We start from the raw sequence: 20,540 nt of genomic DNA on the forward strand, positions 1-20,540 counted from the left end.
CTTACATGGTTATCGTATCCAATTATTCATACAATATAACAGCTACATACAGATTACAGCTGCGAAACGGTGTGAGCCTTGATGACGCGCGTGAGCTTCTGCCTGAACTGGGTGCGCTTGGCGTCAGCCATCTCTATCTCTCGCCGCTTTTCAGGGCAGCGACTGGCTCTACCCATGGTTACGACGTGATCGATCCCAACGAGGTGGACCCGGTGCTGGGCGGGGAGGAAGCCTTCATCCGGCTGAGCGACGCAGCAAGGATTGCCGGGATCGGGGTGGTTCTGGATATCGTGCCGAACCATATGGCCTGCGTACCGGAAAACCCGCTGCTGTATGAGCTCATGAAGGGCGGCCGCGATAGCGCCTCCAGTGAGATTTTCGATATCGACTGGAACAAGGGGTCGCTGCATTTCCCGGTGCTTGACGGCACGCCGGACGAAGTCCTTGCCGCAGGGCAGATCGCGATGGGGCGATGGGGCGATGATACCGTGCTGGAGGTCTACGGTCAGAGCTATCCGCTCGCCGATACGCCCCTGTCGCGGGAGCTTGCGGAGCGCGGTGAACTGGATGCGTCAGCGCTTGCCGACCTGCTGGCGGAGCAATGCTGGTCCATCGGAGACTGGCGGCAGTCAGCTCAATCCATAAATCACAGAAGATTTTTTAATATCAGTAGTTTGATCGGGGTTCGTCAGGAAGATATAGGAGTATTCGGGCTTACCCATCGCTGGATTTCGCGGCAAGTCGAAGCCGGCCGAATTCAGGGGCTTCGGGTCGATCATGTCGATGGTCTGGCGCGGCCCGGCGGCTATCTTGCCCATCTGCGCGAGCTTGTGGGGCCGGATGTGCCCGTGTGGGTGGAGAAGATCGCCAAGGAAGGCGAGGATATCCCGGACTGGCCGGTACAGGGCATGAGCGGTTACGAGTTCATGACCCCGGTCACGCAGTTCCTCACCCTGCCGGACGGGCTTGCGGCGATGCGGGCAGCGGCCCGGCATGCCGTGCATGAAGATATGGCGAATGAAGTGCGGAGCGTCAGGCGGGCCTTGCTGCACGGCACTTTCGTGCCCGAGCACGCGCGCGTTGTCGATGCGGCCATGGCGGCGCTAGGCTGTGCCGAGGCGCTGCGGGGTGCGGTCGAGCAGGCGGTGGACGCGCTTGCGCTCGTCTGGCCGGTCTACCGTTCCTACACGGCCGACGGTCTGCCGCTCTCGCCGGAATTCGCGGGGCTGCGCTCCGCCGGGGGGATGGCGGGGGCATTGCTGGACCTGCTGCAAGCCGCTGCCGGAGATCCGCAGGCCCGGCAGTTCGCAGCCCGGTTCGAGCAGTTGACCGGAGCGCTCACCGCCAAGTCCGAGGAGGATACCGTCTTCTTCCGCGCGGTATCCTACCTGCCGTTCTGCGAGGTGGGCGCCGAACCCGAACTTCAGACCATTTCGAGGAGTGCGTTCGAAGCCTTGATGAACCGGCGCGCGGCGCGGACGCCTTACGGGCTCAACGCGCTTTCGACGCACGATACCAAGCGCTCGGCCGATGCGCGTGCGGCGATCGTCGCGCTCTCGTACTTTCCCGCGCTCGCCAGCCGCTTTTACGCTCATGCGGGTGAGTGTGCTTCTGCGTGCGGGCTGGCGCCGCGCTGGGGCATCTATGCGCTTCAGACGGCACTCGCCATGCGGGAGGAACCCGATGCGCAGGCCCGCCTGATGCAGCACATGACGAAGGCAGCGCGCGAGGCCAAGGACTTGTCCAGCTATGAAAACCCGGATGAAGGTGCCGAGCGGAAGCTCGGCGCGCTCGCTGCCGGGCTGCTGGAGGAACTCGCCGGGGATGGCATCTGGAGCGGGAAGGAGAAAGCGTCGTTCCATGAGGTGCTCGATGCGGTGATCCTGGCTCAGGTCGCGCTCCAGATCACCGCGCCGGGCATCCCGGACATCTATCAGGGCACGGAGTGGGTCTCGGCAAACCTCACGGATCCGGACAACCGCCGCGCCGTGGATCGCCGGGCCGAACACGCCGCCGGCTCGCTCCCGGAACGGAAGTTCTCGCTCACCGCCCGTTTGCTGGCTTTACGGAAATCGGCGCCCGAACTTTTCGCGAGAGGAAGCTATGAACTTCGCGCCGCGGAGCGGGAATGGATCGTCAGGCGGACATGGCAGGGGCAATCCGCCGAAGTGCCGGTTCCGCGCCCTTTGCCGCCGGATTGAGGGCGGGCGCCGAACCGGCTGTTCGTCAGGAATCCTGTGCGGGAACGTTCCGCGCCGGAGCAGGATGGTTCTCTACCGAGTGATCGGGGTAGGGCATGATGAGCTTACCGTCGGGTGAGGCGGTGTAGGTCGTCTGGGTCGGATAGGGGATGGAGATGCCCTCGGCGGCGAAGCGCCGCATGATCGACACCAGCAGCCGGTCGCGCAGCGGATGCGCGACCGACCAGTCCGCACCGGGCACGTCCACCAGCAAGGTGAAGTCCAGCGAACTCGCTCCGAACGCCTCGAACCCGGCGCGAGCAGCCTTGCCGCCTTCGGCTTCGACCAGTTCGGACAGGATGCCGGGTATGCGGGCGAGCGTGTCGGGCGGGGTTTCGTAGGCGACACCGATGGTGAACTGCAGGCGGATATGATCGCGCCGCGTGACGTTGAGAATTTCCTTATCAAGCAAACTCTTGTTGGAAATTACTCGCAATTCTCCTGAATAGGCGCGGATGCGCGTGGACTTCAGGCCGATGGCTTCGATCGTCCCGGTGCTGGTGCCGAAGCTGATTGCATCCCCCTTGCTGAAGGGGCGGTCGAAGATGATGGCCAGCGCCGCGAACAGGTCCGCGAAGATGCCCTGCGCAGCAAGGCCGATGGCTATGCCGCCAACGCCGAGACCCGCGACCAGACCCGTCACGTTGACCCCGAGGTTATCGAGCAGCACCACTGCCGCCACGGCGAAGACCACCACGCTGACGAGGAGGCGGATCAGGCCCATCGCATTGATGATCGCCTCGCCCTGGAAATGTTCGGCGGAAGTGCGGTGTTCGATTGCGCCGAGGATCAGTTCGCGCGCCCAGATCGCGCCTTGCAGGACCGCTGCGATCGTGAACAGGAACGTCACCAGACCGTCTAGCGCGGGCGGCGTCTGTGCATAGCCGTCCACCACGCGGATCGCGACCATGACGATGAAGTAGTTCGTGGTCTTGGTCACGGCGCGGCCGATCACGGTCAGCCAGGCACCCCTGCCGCGTTCCGCCCGGCAGAGGCGATTGCCCAATCCGCGAAGGGCATAGAGGCCGGAGGTTATGGCAATGGCGATCAGTCCGGCGACGATGATCTGGAGCCAGTAGGTCTGGAACCACGAGACCGTGGCGCTCGACAGGTTATGGACCTGCGTGGCCACGTCCGGCATCGCGTGGGCGCCGGGGCTGGGGCTCGGGGGGGAAGTGGGGGTGCTCATCCTGCGCTCAATCCATGTTCGTTTCGGCGACCGTGGCTGCCGCCGATATCGCGGCATGCCGACATGCGAACGGCCTTACCGTGCAAGACGGCCAAGGCTCAACGTCTTGCAATGGCTCGGTGGACGAGTTGTTCCTTGCGTTTTTCGGGAGTTCGGTTGCGCCGCAGCGGCGAGCGGCCCGGCCACAGGGCTCGGGCCGCCCCTGCATCAAGGCGTCAGCCGTGGTGGCCGATTTCCTCGACCTGATCGAGATAATCGCCGTAACCCTCTGTTTCCATGTCTTCACGCGGCACGAACCGCAGAGCGGCCGAATTGATGCAATACCGCAATCCGCCCCGATCGCGCGGCCCGTCCTCGAACACGTGGCCGAGATGGCTGTCGCCGTGGGCGGAGCGCACTTCGGTGCGGATCATGCCATGGCTGATGTCGCGCAGTTCGCTGACGTTGGCCGGTTCGATGGGCTTGGTGAAGCTCGGCCAGCCGCAGCCGGACTCGTACTTGTCCGAGGAGGCGAACAGCGGCTCGCCCGAAACGATGTCCACGTAGATTCCGGCGCGCTTGTTGCCAAGGTATTCGCCTGAGCCGGGGCGCTCGGTCCCGCTGTGCTGGGTTACGTGGAACTGCTCGGGGGTCAGGCGTGCGATCGCCTCGTCGGTTTTCTTGTAGGTCGGCATGGATCGTTCTCCTTGGCGCCCTAGATGGGGAGAACGCGGGCCGGGGTGAAGTCCTTTTTCATTCATTGCTGTCATCGGAGGCCGCAATTGCCGCCGCGTCGCCCGGGGGCCGCCTGTCGGCAGCCCCGCCCGGCGGTGGGGTCAGAAGTGGTAGGCTACGCCGACAAGCGCCTGATGGCGGTCGAAGTCATGGTCGTTGTTGCCGAGATCGGAGTAACGATACTCGATGCGGGCCGTTACGTTCTGCAGGATCGCGCGCTCCACGCCGCCGCCCACGCTCCATCCATCGAACGTATCATGACCGGTCGCCGTGCCATCCGAAATGCGGGCGCGCATGTTCTCGTAGCCGCCGCGCACATAGAGCAGCGTTTCCGGGGTCACGAGGTAGCCGGCGCGGGCCGACAGGTCGAAGGAATGGTTCGGGTCGATCACGGCTGCGCCGCTGCGCAGGGCGTCGTCGGCGCCGATGTCGAAGCTGCCTTCCGCGCCGATCACGACATGGGGCGTGAGCCTGTAGTTGTAGCCTGCAAAGGCGCCGCCGATGAAGCTGTCGCGGGAATCGCGCACGTTGACTTCGCCGATGTCGGTATCCGCGCCGCGGGCGCGGTCGTGGTTCAGGCCGGCCTGAACGCCGACATAGGGGCCGTCGAACGTTTCGGCGAAGGCGGGGGAAGCCGCCATCACGGAAGCTGCGGCCATGATCCCTGCGATAATCCTGTTCATTGTCTTGTTCCCTGATTCATGTCCGGATCGGACAGGAGCGATATGGCCCTCGAACAACAGGCGGATAATCGGGGATGATCGAGACAGACTGATTCCCTCAGGGAGACAATGCGACCGGCTCATACTTTGGTCAGGGTTGCCCCTCGCCGGGAAAGCGCGCGTTCTGAAACCGGGGTTGCAGGGATCGCACGGCACTTCCGCGGCCCCTGACCGTTCAGAAGGTTTCCCAACAGCCGCGCGCGGCGAACGACGAGGAGTTGCAGATGGCCAGGAACGTAGCGGACCAGTTCATCGCCACGCTGGAGGCAGCGGGCGTGAAGCGGATCTACGGTCTCGTCGGAGACAGTCTGAACGGACTGACCGATGCCATCAGGGCTCGCGGCACCATCGAATGGATCCATGTCCGCCACGAGGAAGTTGCCGCCTTCGCCGCCGGGGCCGAGGCGCATCTCACAGGAAGCATCGCGGTTTGCGCGGGAAGCTGCGGCCCGGGCAATCTCCACCTCATCAATGGACTGTTCGACTGTCATCGCTCGCGCGTGCCGGTGCTGGCCATCGCCGCCCATATTCCCTCGCCGGAAATCGGCTCCGGCTATTTTCAGGAAACCCGTCCGCAGGACCTCTTCCGCGAGTGCAGTCATTACTGCGAACTCGTGTCCGATCCCTCGCAAATGCCGCGCAGCCTTGAAATCGCCATTCGCACCGCGATCGGGGAAAAGGGCGTCTCCGTTGTCGTCATTCCCGGAGACGTGGCCTTGCAGCCGGCGACCGCCGCTGCCGAGCCCCCGCCCGCCTCGCTCCTGCCCCGCCCGCCCGTGGTGGTCCCGGACGAGCCGGACCTCGCGGCGCTGGCGGCGATGTTCGACGACGAGAGCCGTGTCACGATCCTGTGCGGCTCGGGCTGCGCCGGCGCTCACGCGGAAGTGGTGGCCCTGGCCGAGCGGCTCCAGGCGCCCATCGTCCATGCGCTGCGGGGGAAGGAACATGTCGAATACGACAACCCCTACGACGTGGGCATGACCGGCCTGATCGGATTTTCCTCGGGCTACTATGCGATGATGGATACCGACGTGCTGCTGATGCTGGGCACGGACTTTCCCTATCGCCAGTTCTATCCGGCGGGCAGCGGCGTGCGGACCGTGCAGGTCGATATCCGGCCCGGCCAGCTCGGCCGCCGCACTTCGCTGGACCTCGGGGTGGTGGGCGATGTCGGCGCTACGGTGCGGGCCTTGCTGCCCCGCCTGCGGGCAAGGACGGATGGCAGGCATCTGGAAAAGGCGCTCAAGCATTATCGCCGCGCCCGCGAGGACCTCGATTCGCAGGCGGTAGGCCGTCCCGGCAAGACGCCGATCCATCCGCAGCAGGTCGCCAGGGCGATCAGCGATCTTGCGGCGGACGATGCGGTGTTCACCTTCGATGTCGGGCTGCCTACCGTATGGGCCGCCCGCTACTTGCGGATGAACGGCAGGCGCAGACTGATCGGTTCGCTGTGGCATGGCTCCATGGCCAATGCGATGCCGATGGCCATCGGCGCCCAGAGCGCCTTTCCCGGCCGGCAGGTGATCTCGCTATCGGGCGATGGCGGGCTGGCCATGCTGATGGGAGACCTGCTTACCCTGCGGCAGAACCGGCTCCCGGCGAAGATCGTGGTCTTCAACAACGGCACGCTCGGTTTCGTGGAGGTGGAGCAGAAATCGACCGGTTTCCTGCCGTTCGGAACCGATCTCGACAATCCCGACTTTGCCGCCATGGCCGACGCGATCGGCATCAAGGGCATTCGTCTCGAAGACCCTGCCGATGTCGAGCAGGGGATCCGCCGTGCGTTCGAGCATGACGGCCCGGTCCTGATCGACGCGGTCGTCGCGCGGACGGAACTGCCCATTCCGCCCAAGATCAATGCCGAGATGGCCAAGGGCTTCACCCTCTACATGGTCAAGGCCGTGATGAGCGGCCGGGGTGACGAGATCGTCGATCTGGCGCGGACCAATCTCTGGCATTGATCCGCTGGCGGGATAAAGGAAGAGCAAAGCTTACGGAAAAAGGGAAAGACCATGCCCACCGACAGGGGCGATGCCCTGCTGATCGCCTGCCCGCACTGTGCGGCGCGCAACCGGGTGCCGTCCGATCGGCTTGCCGCGGGCGGAAAATGCGGGCGCTGCGGCCAGCCGCTTTTCGCCGGCGTGCCGATCACGCTGACTTCGGCCAACTTCGATGCTCATGCCGCGCGCTCGGGCATCCCGCTGCTCGTCGATTTCTGGGCGAGCTGGTGCGGGCCATGCCGGCAGATGGCGCCTGCCTTTGCGGCCTCGGCCCGGCTGCTGGAGCCGCAGGTCCGCCTCGGCAAGCTCGATACCGAGGCAGAAAGCGCGATTGCCGGGCGCTATGGCATACGCTCGATCCCCACGCTCATCCTGTTTTCGCAGGGCCGGGAGATCGGGCGCCAGTCCGGCGCCATGCCGGAGCGGGCTATCGTGGACTGGACGCGGGGGCTGCTTAGCTGAAGGTCTGCCCCCGCCCGCCTCAGTCGAACGTGATGGAGATGCGCGGAATGTCTCCCTCGATCGCGCCATGAGGCACGGGATAATCCGTGACGGTGACGCCGAGATCCCGCCCGATGTCCAGCGTCTCGCCGCCGCCCGCCGGGGTCAGGATACTGGTGGGCAGTGAGCCGCGCGCCAGTTCCTCACCGCCGGTGCTCAGTGCGATTTCGGCGGGGCCGCCCGGCTTTGCCACGGCGAAGCGAAGACGCAGGGTCGTGGGCCCCTGCGGCAGCGCATGGGCGGCGCGGACCCTGACGATCTCGTCCGGGTCGGTGGAGCGGGCCCAGACGAAAGTCGGCACTCCGCGATCGAGGTAGAGGCTCCAGCCGCCGAAGCGGCTGCCCAGCGCCACGACGGCACCGGAGGCTGAGGCGGTGTCCAGCCTCAAGTCCGCATCCAGCGTGAAGGAACGACCGATCAGCACGGGTTCCGTGGTGGAGGGGATCGACACGTCCTTGCCCCAGAACGTGAACTGCTTGCGCCCGCTGGGGCGCATGGCGGCCACGGCGCGGGCCATGGCGAAGCGGTGATCGAGCGGGAAGACGTTGTTGCGCCGTGCTTCCTGCTGCCACAGCTCCAGCATCCGTTTCAGCCTTTCCGGCTCCTTCGCGGCAAGATCGGTGGACTGCGAGAAATCCTTCGAGAGATTGTAGAGCGACCATTGCATGCGGGGCCGGGGCCCTTCGGGCGGCAGGTTCTCCCATGCCATCCGGCCATCGTCGCCCGAGAGGAACCAGCCGTCGTGATAGAGGCCGACCTTTCCGCCGATCTCGAAATACTGGGTGCGCGGCATGGCCGGATCGCAGGAAGCGAGGCCGGGCAGGAGGCTGCGGCCGTCGAGCGGCTTCTGCGCCGAGCCGAGCACGTTCGCCGGCATCGGCACGTGCGCGGCATCCAGCAGGGTCGGCGCCATGTCCACCAGATGGCTGAACTGCCCGCAGATGCTGCCGGGACGGGCGACGTGGCCCTTCCACGACAGGATCATCCCGTTGCGGATGCCGCCCAGCATGGAGGCATATTGCTTGGTCCAGCGCAGCGGCGTGTTCATTGCCCAGGTCCAGCCCGCCGGATAGCTTTCGTAAGTATACGGCCCGCCGAGCCGGTCGAGATTGGCCGTCATCCAGGCTTCGGCCTCATCATGGCGGCCCATGCTGCGCATCTCGTTGATCGTGCCGCGCGGGCCGGCCTCGGCGCTGGCGCCGTTGTCCCCCTCGATGATCGCGACGATGGTGTTGTCCAGCTGGCCCATCCGCTGGAGTTCGTCCAGCACCCGGCCCACCTGTTCGTCCTGGAACACGAGCTGCGCCGCGGCCACTTCCATGGTTCGCGCCGCAAAGGCCTTCTGCGCCGGGGTGAGCGTGTCCCACGCGGGAATTTCCGGCGGGCGGGGCGTCAGCCGGGTTCCTTCGGGAACGATGCCCATCGCGACCTGGCGGCGGAAGGTCTCTTCTCGCACTTTGTCCCAGCCCTGGTCGAACTTGCCCTTGAAGCGCGCGATATAGGCGGGCGGCGCCTGATGCGGCGCATGCGTGGAGCCGGGGGCGAGATAGGCGAGGAACGGCTTGTCCGGCGCTCCGGCCTTCTGGTTGTGAATCCAGCGGATCATGTCGTCCGCCAGCCGCTTGTCCAGCAGTTCGCGCGGGCCATCCTGCGGATCGGCGCGCTGGACGCCGCGATAGAGCATCGGCGAATACTGGTCGCTGTCGCCGCTGACGAAGCCGTAGAAATATTCGAAGCCAAGGCCCGTGGGCCATGCATCGAACGGGCCTGCCTCGCTGCGTTCGTTCGACGGGGTGTTGTGGTGCTTGCCGAACATGGCCGTGTTGTAGCCGTTGAGCCGCAGGGTCTGCGCGACGGTGGCGGTTTCCGGCAGAATCTTTCCGCCATAACCGGGGTAGGGGGAGGGAACGTCGCTCAGCCAGCCCACGCCGGCGGCATGGTGGTTGCGCCCGGTCAGCAGCGCCGCGCGCGAGGGGGAGCAGATGCCGGTGGTGTGAAAGCGGTTGTAGCGCTGGCCCTGCGCGGCGACCCGCTCGAAATTGGGTGTCGGCACCGGGCCGCCGAATGCGCTCGACATGGCGAAGCCCACGTCGTCGCTCATCATCACGAACATGTTCGGCGCGCCGACAGGAGCGCTGATGGGTCTTGCCGTGCCCGGCCGCGCGTCAAGGACGTTTTCGGCGAATGTGCCGTCGAACGGCGCGGTCGGCACGGGCAGCACCGCTCGCCCGGTTTCCTCCTGCGCATTCGCCGTCCCGCCCGAAAGCACGGTGGCCGCCAGCAGCCACCGCATCCATCGATTTCCCATTGCCCGCCCTCTTGCCCGCTATTGTTTCAAGCGGCGTGTTTGGGCTTGGCGCGCCATTACGTCCAATGCATATCAATGCGAAATTCCATGCCCCATGGTAATGGAAAGGGAGCGCTGCCTTGGAACATGTCCGTCTTCGCCATATCCTCGCGGTCGCGCGCACGGGAAGCTTTTCGCGCGCGGCCGAGGAAGAACGGATCACCCAGCCGGCCCTCAGCCGCAGCATCGCCGCGTTTGAACAGCGCCACGCGGTGATCCTCTTCGATCGCGGGCGCGGCGGCGCGCGGCCGACCCCGGCAGGGGAACTGGTGATCGAGCAGGCGCGGACCCTGCTCGCCGCCGCAGACGATCTGGAACGCAGCCTGCGGCTCTATGGCACGGGCGATGTCGGCCGCGTCGCCTTCGGGCTGGGCCCGATGCTGGCAAGCCTGCTGCTTCCCGATCTCGGGCAGGCGCTGCTCCGGGCGCGGCCGGGGCTGAGGATCGTGACCGTCACCCGTCCCCCGGAGCAATTGCTCCCCGAACTGCTGGACGACCGGATCGAGATGATCGTCGGCAACAACTGGAAGATGAGCCACGTTCCCGGCACGGAAAAGCGCGATCTGGGCAGGGTGCGGCTGGAGGTGATGGTCCGCGCGGGCCATCCGCTGGCGGGCCGGACTGCGGTGTCCACGCCGGACCTCGACGGCTATCCCACCGCAAGCGCGGTCGAACTGTCCTCCGGCGGTTTCGGCGGGCGCGGGGGATCGTTCGTCTGCGACAACTTCCACGTCCTGCGCGACTTGGTGCTCAGGACCGATTGTGTCTGGCTGTCCTCGGCCGCCTTCGTGGCGGGGGAGCTTGAGCAAGGCAGCCTTGTCCGGCTGGCGGTAAGCGATCTGGCGCCGATCGACAGCGAAATCTGCATGCTCCTGCGGCGAGGGCGCTCCCGCTCTCCCGCCGCGCTGGTGGTGGCGGCAGAGATAGAGGCCATGCTCGGCCGGATCGAGCGGGGGAACGCGCTTTCCGCCGCCTAGGCGGGCTCGCGCTTGGTTTCGCCGTTCGGCTCGGACTGGACATGGCCGCTGATCTCGCCGCCCGCCTCGGGCGCGAAGCGCAGGTTCCAGAGCGTTGCCGTCAGCGAAATGGAGGTCACCACCCAGAATGCCGCCGAAAAGTCGCCAAGGGAGGGCGTCTCGTTCCCGCTGGCGAGCATGGCAAGGTGCAGCGCGATCGCCGCCACGCAGATGCCCAGCGAAAGCATGAGCTGCTGGAAGGTCGAATAGAACGCGGTCGCGCTGCTCATGTGGCGCTTGTCCACGCAGTCATAGGCGATGGTGTTGTAGGCGGTGAACTGGAACGACATGAAGAAGCCGGACAGCGCCAGCACGCAGAACATCGTCCACACCGGCCAGCTTGGGCGGAACAGGCCGCAGATCGCATAGCCTGCGGTGGCGATCACGCCGTTCCAGATCAGCGCGCGGCGAAAGCCGAAGCGGCGCAGCAGGCGGGGCGCGAAGCTCTTCATGGCCAGCGAACCTATCGCCGTCGCTACCGTGATCGTGCCGCTGCGCGCGGCGGAAAAGCCGAAGCCGACCTGCATCATCAGGGGTAGCAGGAAGGGCTGGGCGCCCTGCGTGATGCGGGTGATCGAACCGGCGATCACCGAAAGCCGGAACGTATCGTCCTTGAGCAGGGCGAGATCGAGGATCGAGCCTTCGTGCCGGCGGGCGTGGAGGATGTAGAAGAACCCGGCCACGACGCCGACGGCGATCAGTCCCGCCGCGATGGCGCCTTCGCCGGGACGGCTCACCATTTCGAAGCCGAACAGCAGGCAGCCGAGCGAAATCCCGCTGAGGACGAAGCCAAGGGTGTCGAACCGGCCGGGTTCGTCCTCGCGGATATTGGCGATGTAGCGGCTGGTCAGCCAGAACCCGAGCATGCCCATCGGCAGGTTGATGTAGAAGATCCAGCGCCAGTCGAGATAGGTCACGATGAACCCGCCGAGCGGCGGTCCCACGATCGGGCCGATCAGCGCGGGCACCAGCAGCCAGGACATGGCATTGACCATGTCCTGCTTGGCGACCGAGCGCAGCAGCACGAGCCGCCCCACCGGGATCATCATCGCGCCGCCGATCCCCTGCACGAAGCGGGAGGCGACCATCATTTCCAGCGATCGGGACTGGCCGCAAGCAAGGCTGCCCAGCACGAACAGCACGATCGCGGCACGAAACACCGTTCGCGATCCGAAGCGGTCGGCCAGCGAGCCGGAAGCCGGAATGAATACGGCAAGCGCTAGCAGGTAAGAGGTCAGCGCCACGCTCATCTCTTGCGGGCGGACGCCGAAGTCCCGGGCCATGGTGGGAAGGGCGGTGGCGAGCACCGTTGCGTCCACGAATTCCATGAACAGTGCCGACGCGATGATGAGCGCGACGAGCCGGTAGTTCGCTCCGGATTCGGCTGGGCCGAGATCGCGGGTCTTGGCGATGGAGCCGGCGGCCGGGACGATGCCGTCACGCACTTCCGCGTTGACGGAGGCGATACCGCGCCGCCTGGGCCTCAGCATGGGGCCTCGGGGAGATTGGCAAGCTGGATCATGGGCATGTTTCCGGTTGGCGTACTGACAAGGACGTCCCCCCAAATCCAAGGCCGTCCATCTTCTGTGCGGGCGTACCGGTGCCGACCATATAGGTGCAATGCAGCATTTTGAAACCCACCGCCTGACGATAGGCTATTCGTTTGCGCTAACTCTGCCGCCGTTCCGGGCGCCCTGCTGAACGGCGGGAAAATGCGGCAGGGAATAGGGCGTTGCCATGGCGCCGGTGATCCCATAGTCGCCTTTCGTCAGGGGATTTCGGGTGGGAGAGCATCACCGAAAGAATCTCGATAGCGTCTCAGGATTGGCGAACAAGTCTATGAAATTGCGTGGTGCGATGAAGGAGTTTGCCCGGCATCGGAATCTCGGCGTCGTTGCCGGGGTCATGTTCGCGCTCCTTCCGTGCGCGGCGACCGGGAATGCCCCTCCTGCCGCGGCAAACAAGGGCGCGGTTCCGCATCGCATCGTATCGCTCAATCTTTGCGCCGACCAGTTGCTGGTGGCTCTGGCCGACCGTGACCAGATCGCCGGACTTACGCGCTATGCTTCCGATCCCGAAATGTCCGCCGTGGCGTCTCAAGCGAAGGGGCTGCCCGTTTTCGGAGGGTCGGCGGAGGAGGTCATGGCGGCGGATCCCGATCTCGTGGTGGGCATGCCGGCAAGACGCAATCCGGCCATCGCGGTGCTGCGGAACCGCCATTATCGCTCGCTCGATCTCAAGTCGGCGCATGACTATGACGAGATAGTCGCCTCCATACGCGACGTGGCGCGGGCGGTGGGACATCCGCAGCGCGGAGAGGCACTGATTGCGCGAATGAACGCCGATCTCGCCGGAATTCCCCGCGCGCGCGGCGGCAAGGTTGCGGCCTATTACCAGCGCCGGGGCTATCTCACCGGCACCGGCACGCTGATCGACGACCTGATGGTGCGGGTCGGCCTCGTCAATCTGGCAGGACAGCTAGGAAAACCGTCGCTTTCGCAGATGAGCCTGGAGGAAATGGCGATGGCGCGTCCGGACTACATCGTGATCGACAGCGCCACGCAGAAGGTCTCGGATCAGGGCACCGAGATGATCCATCATCCGATCCTGCGCGACATTCCGCGCGTCGCGATCCCGCAGGCCTGGACGGTTTGCGGCGGTCCCGCCTACGTCAAGGCGGCGCGCAGCCTTGCGCGGCAGGTCAACGCTCGCTGACGTTCGTTCGCCAGTCGAGCCGCGCCTGCCAGCCCCGCCGCTGGAGTTCGGGGACCATGTCCGGTTCCTCGGGGTGGCCCAGGCACAGCAATGCGATGAAACGCCAGCGCGGCGGCACGCCCAGGAGCGCGGTGACGAAATCGGGCTCGACGATGGATATCCAGCCCAGCCCCAGCCCTTTCGCCCGTGCCGCCAGCCAAAGCGTATGGACGGCGAGCACCACCGAATAGGCCCGCGTCTCCGGCATTGTCGCCGCGCCGAGGCCGCCGCCCTCAGCGGCGCCTTCGTCGCAGAATACCGCAATGATCTCCGGCGCCTCGCGCAGGCCGTGGAGCTTGAGCGAGGCATAGGCGGCACGCCGCGCCGGGTCTGCCAGGCCCGATCCGGCGGCGGCCTTTTCGGTATCGGCATGCTCCGCCAGTGTTTCGCGCAAGTCCGCCGAGCGGACGCGCACGAACCGCCAGGGCTGCGAGTTGCCCACCGACGGCGCAAGCTGCGCCGCCGCCAGCAGTTCGGCCACCACGCTTTCACCCAGCGGATCGCTGCGGAAATGGCGGACATCACGCCGCCATGCCAGCAGCTCGCCCAGCTGCTCCCGGAATTCGGAGCCGAAGCGCGGCGGCATCTTCAGAATTCGATGCCGGCCTGTGCCTTCACGCCCGAACGGAACGGATGCTTCACCAGCGTCATCTCGGTCACGAGATCAGCGGCTTCCATCAGCGCTTCGGGGGCGTTGCGGCCGGTGACGAGCACATGCTTCATCTCGCCGCGCGCGGTCAGTACGTCCAGCACTTCGTCCAGCGGCAGATAGTCATAGCGCAGCACGATATTGAGTTCGTCCGCCAGCACCATGTCATAGCCCGGATCGGCGACCATCCGCTTCACTTCCTCCCACGCCTCGCGCGAGAGTTCGATGTCGCGGGCGCGGTCCTGCGTGTTCCAGGTGAAGCCTTCGCCCATCGGCTTGAATTCGACCTGATCCGGGAAGGCATCGAAGACGACCTTCTCGCCGGTGGTCATCGCGCCTTTCACGAACTGGACGACGCCCACTTTCTTGCCGTGGCCGATGGCGCGCACCACCATTCCGAGCGCGGCGGTCGTCTTGCCCTTGCCCTTGCCGGTGTGGACGATCAGCAGGCCCTTTTCGACCGTCTTTCCGGCCATGATCTTGTCATGCGCGGCCTGCTTCTTCTTCATCTTCTCGGCGTGCTGTTCGTCACTGCGTTGCACCATGGTCATGCTCCTGAGAGGGCCGCGAGCGTCAGGCCCGCGCTGTTCGATCGGGGTTTCCAGAGGCCGCGTTCGAGCGCCTCGGCAAGGCGTGCGGCGGTTTCGCGCAAGGCGGCGGGATTGGCCTTGGCCATGAAATCACGCACCGCCTCGTCCTCAATGAAGGCGGCGTGGACGGCGTCGAAATGATGGTCCTTGACCGCGTGGGTCGTGGCGGCAAAGGCGAAGAGGTAATCGACCGAGGCGGCGATCTCGAACGCGCCCTTGTAGCCGTGGCGCATCACGCCGGCGATCCACTTGGGATTGGTGACGCGCCCGCGCACGATGCGGCCGATCTCATCCTCAAGCGTGCGGACGACCGGGCGTTCCGGGCGGCTGTGGTCGTTGTGATAGCTGATCGGCGCGCGGCCTTTCAGATGCTCGACGGCAGCGGCGATGCCGCCTTCGAACTGGTAGTAATCGTCGCTGTCGAGCAGGTCGTGCTCGCGGTTGTCCTGATTCTGCACCACGGCATCGACCGAGGCGAGGCGCGCGGCGAAAAGGCCGCGCTCGGCATCACCCTCCACGCCGCCGCCATAGGCGTAACTGCCCCAGTCGAGATAGACATCGGCCAGATCGCTACGTTCGTGCCAGATCTTCTCGTCGATCATGGCCTGAAGTCCGGCGCCGTAGGCACCCGGTTTCGATCCGAACACGCGCACACCAGCACGGCGGGTGGCCTGCGTTTCGGCCTCGCCATCTTCGACCAATTTGGCGGTTTCGGCGCGGTGGCGCTCGGCGGCGGGGTTGTCGCCCAGCGGTTCGTCGAGCGCCATAACCGCGCGCGCGGCGCTGTCGATCAGGTCGATCTGTTCGGGGAAGGCATCGCGGAAGAAGCCGGAGACGCGCAAGGTCACGTCCACGCGCGGGCGGCCGATTTCGGCCACGGTCATCACCTCGAAGCCGACCACGCGGCCCGAAGCCCAGTCCCAGCGCGGGCGCACGCCCATCAGCGCGAGGGCCTGCGCGATGTCGTCGCCGCCGGTGCGCATGTTGGCGGTGCCCCATGCGGAAAGCGCCATGGCCTTGGGGTATTCGCCCTCGCGCTGGAGGTAGTCTTCCACCAGAAGATCGGCGGACTTGCGGCCGAGTTCCCAGGCAACGGCGGTGGGCACGGCGCGGGTGTCGACCGAATAGAAGTTGCGCCCCGTGGGCAATACGTCCGGCCGCCCGCGCGTGGGCGCGCCGGAGGGGCCGGGCAGAACGAAGCGGCCGTTCAGACCGGCCAGCAGGGCCTCGGCCTCGCGTGGACCGCACAGGTCAATGCGGGGGGCGAGGTCGGTGCGGATGGCGTCGAGGACGGCGGCGGTTTCGCTGCCGAGGTTGCCGCTGGGCTTATCGACCATTTCGGCTGCCAGCAGTTCGAGCCGCTCGACGGTATCGCCATGCGTGCGCCAAGGCTCGCCCGAAATCGCCGCCAGCGCTTCAGGCCGCGCGCCGTCCCAGCGATCGCCCATGCGGCAATCGAGCGGATCGAAGTCGAGGCCTAAGTCGATAGACATCGCGCGCAAGAGCGAGGCCTGTCCGGCATGGTCATAGCCACGCGGCGTGCGGGCCAGCGCCACCAGCAGGTCGCGCCGCAAGCGGCCTTCGGGCGACTGCGTGAAGACATGCAGACCGTCGCGAATCTGCAATTCCTTCAGTTCGCACAAGTAGTTGTCGATGGCCGAAAGCGCGTCGTCATCGTCTCCGCTGGCCCCGGCATCGCGGTCGAGGCCGTGGCTGCGCGCCAGATCGAGAATGTCCCGCCGCAAGCGGTCGAGGCGGCGCGGGTCCATCCCGGCGGCGAGGTAGTATTCGTCCACCAGCGCCTCAAGCTGCTTGAGCGGGCCATAGGTCTCGGCGCGGGTCAGGGGCGGGGTGAGGTGGTCGATCACCACCGCGCCGATCCGGCGTTTGGCCTGTGTGCCTTCGCCGGGGTCGTTGACGATGAAGGGGTAGAGCTGCGGCAGCGGCCCGGCGCAGATCTCCGGGAAGCACTCGCGCGAGAGCGAGATGGCCTTGCCGGGCAGCCATTCCAGATTGCCGTGCTTGCCGACATGGACCACCGCCTGCGCGCCGAAGTCCTGCGCCAGCCAGACGTGGAAGGCCAGATAGGCGTGCGGCGGCGGCAGGGCCGGATCGTGATAGCTGGCCTTGGGATCGATGTTATAGCCGCGCGCGGGCTGCACGGCGACGGCGAGATTGCCGAAACGGTGGACCGGCAGGCGGAATGCGCCGTCCCGCACGAAGGGGTCGGCGGATGGCGCGCCCCAGCGCTCGGCCATGGCCTTGCGCGCGTTTTCGGGCACCATTGCGAAGGCGGATTCGTAGGCCGAAAGCGGCAGCGAAACTTCGCCCGCGCGTTCCAGCGATGTCAGATCGTTGGTCACGCCGCCGGTCATCACGCGCATCAGTGCGGCGCCGTCTTGCGGAGCCTTGCCGGTGTCGTAGCCCGCCTCGGCCAGCGCGGCGACGATCGCAGCGGTGCTGGCAGGGGTGTCGAGGCCCACGCCATTGCCGATGCGTCCATCGCGGTTGGGGTAGTTCGCCAGCACCAGCGCCACACGGCGCTCGGTGGACGGCGTGCGGCGCAGGCTCGCCCAGTTAGCGGCGAGATCGGCGACGAAGGCCACCCGGTCCGGCGCGACGCGCGGGACGACGATGCCGCACTGGGTCACTTCGTCGAAACGCTCGGCCGCCTTGAAGGCGACGGCGCGGGTGAAAATGCGGCCGTCCACTTCGGGCAGCGCCACGTTCATCGCAAGGTCGCGCGGGCCAAGGCCGCGCGCGGCGCTCTGCCACTCGCTTTCCAGGACTCCCGCAAAGGCGACTTGCAGGATCGGGCAGTCCGCCTTTTCGAGAATGCCCGGCTTGCGATCGTCACCTGCGGAGGAGGAGGCGAAGCTGGTGGCGTTGACGATCACATCGGGCGCGATCTCGCCCAGCAATCCGCCCAGCCAGTCCACCGCGAAAGGTTCCCGCAAGGCGCGGACGTGAACGGCGGCGACGTTGAAGCCGCGCTCCTGCAGCGCCGCGATCATCGCGTCTACGGCGTCCAGCGTGCCCGCGATCATCAGCGCGCGGTAGAACACCAGCAGGGCGAGCGGGCGGCCTTCGGTCCAGCCTGCCTGCACTTCGGCAAGCCCGGCGCGCTCGGTGCCTGCAAGGTAGAGCCCGGCATCGGCCACGGGCACCGGATCGTCCGGCTCGCCTGCGTCATGGCCGATGGTCCGCGCGGCGGTGCGCAGGAACGAGAGGGCATTGGCCATGCCGCCCTGCCGGAGATAGTCGCGCATCCGCTCGCGGACCTCGGCGGTCAAGGTGGAGGCGCGGTCGAGTGCGGGATCGGCCTCGCGCCCATCGGCGATGGCGGCGAAGGCAATGCCGTTCTCCCGCGCGACACGGGCGATCTCGTCGATCCCGTAGCCCCAGTAGCTCTTGCCGCCGAGCAGGATCACGCAGACGAATCTGGCCTTCGCGATCACTTTCTCTACATAGAGGTCGATCGAGTAGGGATGGCGCAGTTGCAGCAGATTGGCGAGGCGAACGCTCGGCCCACCTTCCGGCAAACGCGCCGCCGCGCCCGCGAAGCAGGCGAGTTCGCTGTCCGCCACGGTGAGGATCACCATGTCGCCGGGAGACTGGTCGAGGTCGATCGCCTCCTCGCCGTTGGAGATCGTCCCCGGCGTGGCGGACAGCAGGTGCATCAGGCGTCTGCTGTAGTGGCCACGGGGCCGAGAACCCCGGCAAGCCCTGCTTCGATGGCGGTGCGGTCCAGCCCCTTCTGGCCGATGACGACGAGCTGCGTACGGCGCATTTCCTGCGGCAGCCAGGCGCGGTCGTAGAAGTGCTGGATGCGCGGACCGACGGCCTGCACGACAAGGCGGCTGGGCTTGCCGCCGACCGCGACCATGCCTTTCACGCGCAGAATGTCGTGCTCTGTGATCAGGCCGTTCAAACGGGCGAGAAGGGCGTCGAGATCGGCCACATCGCCGCCGGAAACGACGAAGCTGTCGAAGTCGTCATGGTCGTGATCCTCGTCCAGCCCGTCGATGTGCGAAGGGCGGGAATCGAGATCGTCCTCGGCAGCGGCGGTGATGCCCAGCAGCGCGGCGATATCGACGGCGCCGTGATCGGCGCGCACGATCTTCACGCCGGGGCGCGTTTCGGCCAGCACCAGCGTTTCGACATGGGCGAGGGCATCGGCATCGACGAGGTCGGTCTTGTTGAGCACGACCATGTCGGCGCAGCCCAGCTGTTCCTCGAACAGTTCTTCCAGCGGGCTTTCGTGGTCCAGCATCGGATCGGCCGCGCGGGCAGCGGCCAGTGCTGCCTCGTCAGTGGCGAAGCGGCCCGCGGCAACCGCATCGGCGTCGATCAGGGCGACCACGCCGTCAACGGTGGCGCGGGTGCGGATGTCGGGCCACTGGAAGGCCTTCACCAGCGGCTTGGGCAGGGCAAGGCCGCTGGTCTCGATGATGATGTGATCGGGCCTGTTCTCGCGGTCCAGCAGCTTCTGCATGGTCGGCAGGAAATCGTCGGCGACGGTGCAGCAGATGCAGCCGTTGGCCAGTTCGACGATATCGTCTTCCGGGCAGGCTTCGTCGTTGCAGCCCTTCACCAGTTCGCCGTCCACGCCGACATCGCCGAATTCGTTGATGATGAGGGCAAGGCGGCGGCCCTTGGCGTTTTGCAGCAGGTGGCGGATCAGCGTGGTCTTGCCGGCGCCCAGAAAGCCGGTGATGACGGTGGTGGGAACTTTGCTCATGTGTCGTCTCCCGCGCGCCAGCGACCTGAAGCGGCGGGGCTTTCCGCCGCGACCTGCGACGATTCCGGCGTGCCGCGTCGGACCGGCGCACGGGCGCCCGACGCGATATGCCGCTGCGGCCCCGGCCGCATGCATCACGTCGCTCAGACGGAAGAGTTACCGTGCCTTGGCCATCCCCTGGACCCGGGCAAGAGCGACATCGACGCAGGCAGGTTTCCTGGCTCGCGGGTCAGGGCGTGATGCACGGCCTTCCCAGGCCTCGCAGGATTTAGCGTCCGGCCCAGTGGCTGCGTCGGGAAGCGATTGTCCCGCCGCGAATGTGCATCGCGCTCACCGCTTACAGTTGCAGGGACAGCCCCGGAATCGAGCAAACTCTTTCGAGCAAAACTCTACCGGGTTCCCGTATTAAGCCCCTTGCGGGGCACCGGCGCGATCTTTGCCCGCGGCGTCCTGAAGGGCGAAACGGGCCCTGCGGCGATTAGCCGGGCAGGCCGCTGCCCGCAAGCCCCCCGGCAAGGCCAAGCGATTGCAGCCGCCATCTGCCGCTGAACGAAAACACGGTATGCGAAAGCGGCGCGATGTCTATCGCGAGCGTGGTGGAAAGCGGCAGGCAGAGCGCATGGGAAAGCGCCGCGCGCACGATCATCGGGTGCGTGATCCCGCAGGCCGGGCCGTCGTGACGGGCGATCTCGTCCATCCAGCGGCCGATCCGCTGCCGGGCGGTTTCCATCGATTCTCCCCCCGGAGCGCCGCCAAGCGGGTCTGCGATCCATGCCGAGAACGCGCCGGGTTCCTCCTCGTGCACTTGCGCAAAGGCGCGGCCGGACCAGCGGCCATGATCGATATCGGCCAGCGCGGGTTCCGTCCGCCCGGTAATCCCCATCGCCCCTGCGGTCTCGGCAGCGGCGAGGGCGGGGCTGGTGAAGGTGCTATCGCGGAAGCGATCGTTCAGCGCGGTGCGCGCCGCATCGCGCAGCCCGCCCTCGTCCAGCGGTTCGTCAGGCCCTGCAAAGCCGCCGTGACGGGCCGGGGCCGTGGCGGCGATGCAGATCAGCAGGAGGGTCGTCGCCAAGGCCT

General features: G+C 66.4%; 15 protein-coding genes and 1 riboswitch. Of the genes, 5 read left to right on the top strand and 10 right to left on the bottom strand.

What is annotated here, in order from left to right; genetic code table 11:
- Window positions 1-5: 5 nt before the first annotated feature.
- Window positions 6-2,201, top strand: a complete 2,196-nt coding sequence (gene treY, locus ACLIMP_RS19775; RefSeq protein WP_443478870.1) for a malto-oligosyltrehalose synthase — start codon at window positions 6-8, stop codon at window positions 2,199-2,201.
- Between the two features lie 25 nt (window positions 2,202-2,226).
- On the opposite strand, the gene ACLIMP_RS19780 is transcribed toward treY, so the two are convergent.
- The 3 genes from ACLIMP_RS19780 to ACLIMP_RS19790 all read right to left on the bottom strand — a co-directional run bounded on the left by ACLIMP_RS19780 (window position 2,227) and on the right by ACLIMP_RS19790 (window position 4,826).
- On the bottom strand, window positions 2,227-3,429 hold the full coding sequence (locus ACLIMP_RS19780; RefSeq protein ID WP_443478871.1) for a mechanosensitive ion channel family protein: 1,203 nt from the start codon (window positions 3,427-3,429) through the stop codon (window positions 2,227-2,229).
- 215 nt (window positions 3,430-3,644) lie between these two features.
- Window positions 3,645-4,103 (bottom strand): peptide-methionine (R)-S-oxide reductase MsrB, encoded by a 459-nt coding sequence (gene msrB / locus ACLIMP_RS19785; RefSeq protein ID WP_185999672.1) that lies wholly within the window; start codon window positions 4,101-4,103, stop codon window positions 3,645-3,647.
- Between the two features lie 141 nt (window positions 4,104-4,244).
- Window positions 4,245-4,826, bottom strand: coding sequence for an outer membrane protein (locus ACLIMP_RS19790; RefSeq protein ID WP_185999673.1), 582 nt, complete (start codon window positions 4,824-4,826; stop codon window positions 4,245-4,247).
- A gap of 263 nt (window positions 4,827-5,089) precedes the next feature.
- On the opposite strand from ACLIMP_RS19790, the gene poxB reads away from it, so the two are divergent.
- Together poxB and trxC are read left to right on the top strand one after the other, a co-directional pair.
- Window positions 5,090-6,826, top strand: a complete 1,737-nt coding sequence (poxB, locus tag ACLIMP_RS19795) for a ubiquinone-dependent pyruvate dehydrogenase (RefSeq protein WP_443478872.1) — start codon at window positions 5,090-5,092, stop codon at window positions 6,824-6,826.
- A 51-nt stretch (window positions 6,827-6,877) separates the two neighbouring features.
- Window positions 6,878-7,327, top strand: coding sequence for a thioredoxin TrxC (trxC, locus tag ACLIMP_RS19800; protein ID WP_443478873.1), 450 nt, complete (start codon window positions 6,878-6,880; stop codon window positions 7,325-7,327).
- A 19-nt stretch (window positions 7,328-7,346) separates the two neighbouring features.
- Here the strand turns inward: trxC and ACLIMP_RS19805 are convergent, their stop codons facing one another.
- Entirely contained in the window at window positions 7,347-9,659 is a 2,313-nt protein-coding gene (locus ACLIMP_RS19805; protein WP_443478874.1) for an arylsulfatase, read from the bottom strand.
- A gap of 134 nt (window positions 9,660-9,793) precedes the next feature.
- Between ACLIMP_RS19805 and ACLIMP_RS19810 the strand changes: the two genes are divergently transcribed.
- Window positions 9,794-10,690 carry a LysR family transcriptional regulator gene (locus ACLIMP_RS19810; RefSeq protein WP_443478875.1) on the top strand — a complete coding sequence of 299 codons (897 nt, stop codon included), beginning with the start codon at window positions 9,794-9,796 and terminating at the stop codon, window positions 10,688-10,690.
- Here the strand turns inward: ACLIMP_RS19810 and ACLIMP_RS19815 are convergent.
- Entirely contained in the window at window positions 10,687-12,219 is a 1,533-nt protein-coding gene (locus ACLIMP_RS19815) for a DHA2 family efflux MFS transporter permease subunit (RefSeq protein ID WP_443478876.1), read from the bottom strand. The genes ACLIMP_RS19810 and ACLIMP_RS19815 overlap by 4 nt on opposite strands.
- A 415-nt stretch (window positions 12,220-12,634) precedes the next feature.
- On the opposite strand from ACLIMP_RS19815, the gene ACLIMP_RS19820 reads away from it, so the two are divergent.
- Complete coding sequence (locus ACLIMP_RS19820; RefSeq protein WP_324699619.1) at window positions 12,635-13,444, top strand: ABC transporter substrate-binding protein; 810 nt, start codon at window positions 12,635-12,637, stop codon at window positions 13,442-13,444.
- Here the strand turns inward: ACLIMP_RS19820 and bluB are convergent.
- From bluB to ACLIMP_RS19845, 5 genes are all read right to left on the bottom strand, one after another.
- Window positions 13,431-14,069 (bottom strand): 5,6-dimethylbenzimidazole synthase, encoded by a 639-nt coding sequence (gene bluB / locus ACLIMP_RS19825; protein WP_132468839.1) that lies wholly within the window; start codon window positions 14,067-14,069, stop codon window positions 13,431-13,433. The two genes, ACLIMP_RS19820 and bluB, sit on opposite strands and share 14 nt — an antisense overlap.
- Before the next feature lie 2 nt (window positions 14,070-14,071).
- Window positions 14,072-14,677: a cob(I)yrinic acid a,c-diamide adenosyltransferase gene (gene cobO / locus ACLIMP_RS19830; RefSeq protein ID WP_054441918.1), complete on the bottom strand. Its 606-nt coding sequence runs from the start codon at window positions 14,675-14,677 to the stop codon at window positions 14,072-14,074.
- A gap of 2 nt (window positions 14,678-14,679) precedes the next feature.
- Entirely contained in the window at window positions 14,680-18,402 is a 3,723-nt protein-coding gene (gene cobN, locus ACLIMP_RS19835) for a cobaltochelatase subunit CobN (RefSeq protein WP_443478877.1), read from the bottom strand.
- The gene (gene cobW / locus ACLIMP_RS19840) at window positions 18,402-19,463 is read right to left on the bottom strand and encodes a cobalamin biosynthesis protein CobW (RefSeq protein ID WP_443478878.1); all 1,062 of its coding nucleotides are present in this window, start codon (window positions 19,461-19,463) and stop codon (window positions 18,402-18,404) included. The genes cobN and cobW overlap by 1 nt, the downstream gene beginning before the upstream one ends.
- Window positions 19,464-19,653: 190 nt before the next feature.
- A riboswitch (cobalamin riboswitch) is annotated at window positions 19,654-19,906 on the bottom strand.
- 35 nt (window positions 19,907-19,941) lie between these two features.
- A complete protein-coding gene (locus ACLIMP_RS19845) occupies window positions 19,942-20,535 on the bottom strand; it encodes a histidine phosphatase family protein (protein WP_443478879.1) in 594 nt (197 codons plus the stop codon).
- Window positions 20,536-20,540: the final 5 nt, after the last annotated feature.

Origin of the sequence: Novosphingobium aeonii (assembly GCF_052279045.1) — a bacterium.
Classification (GTDB): Bacteria; Pseudomonadota; Alphaproteobacteria; order Sphingomonadales; family Sphingomonadaceae; genus Novosphingobium.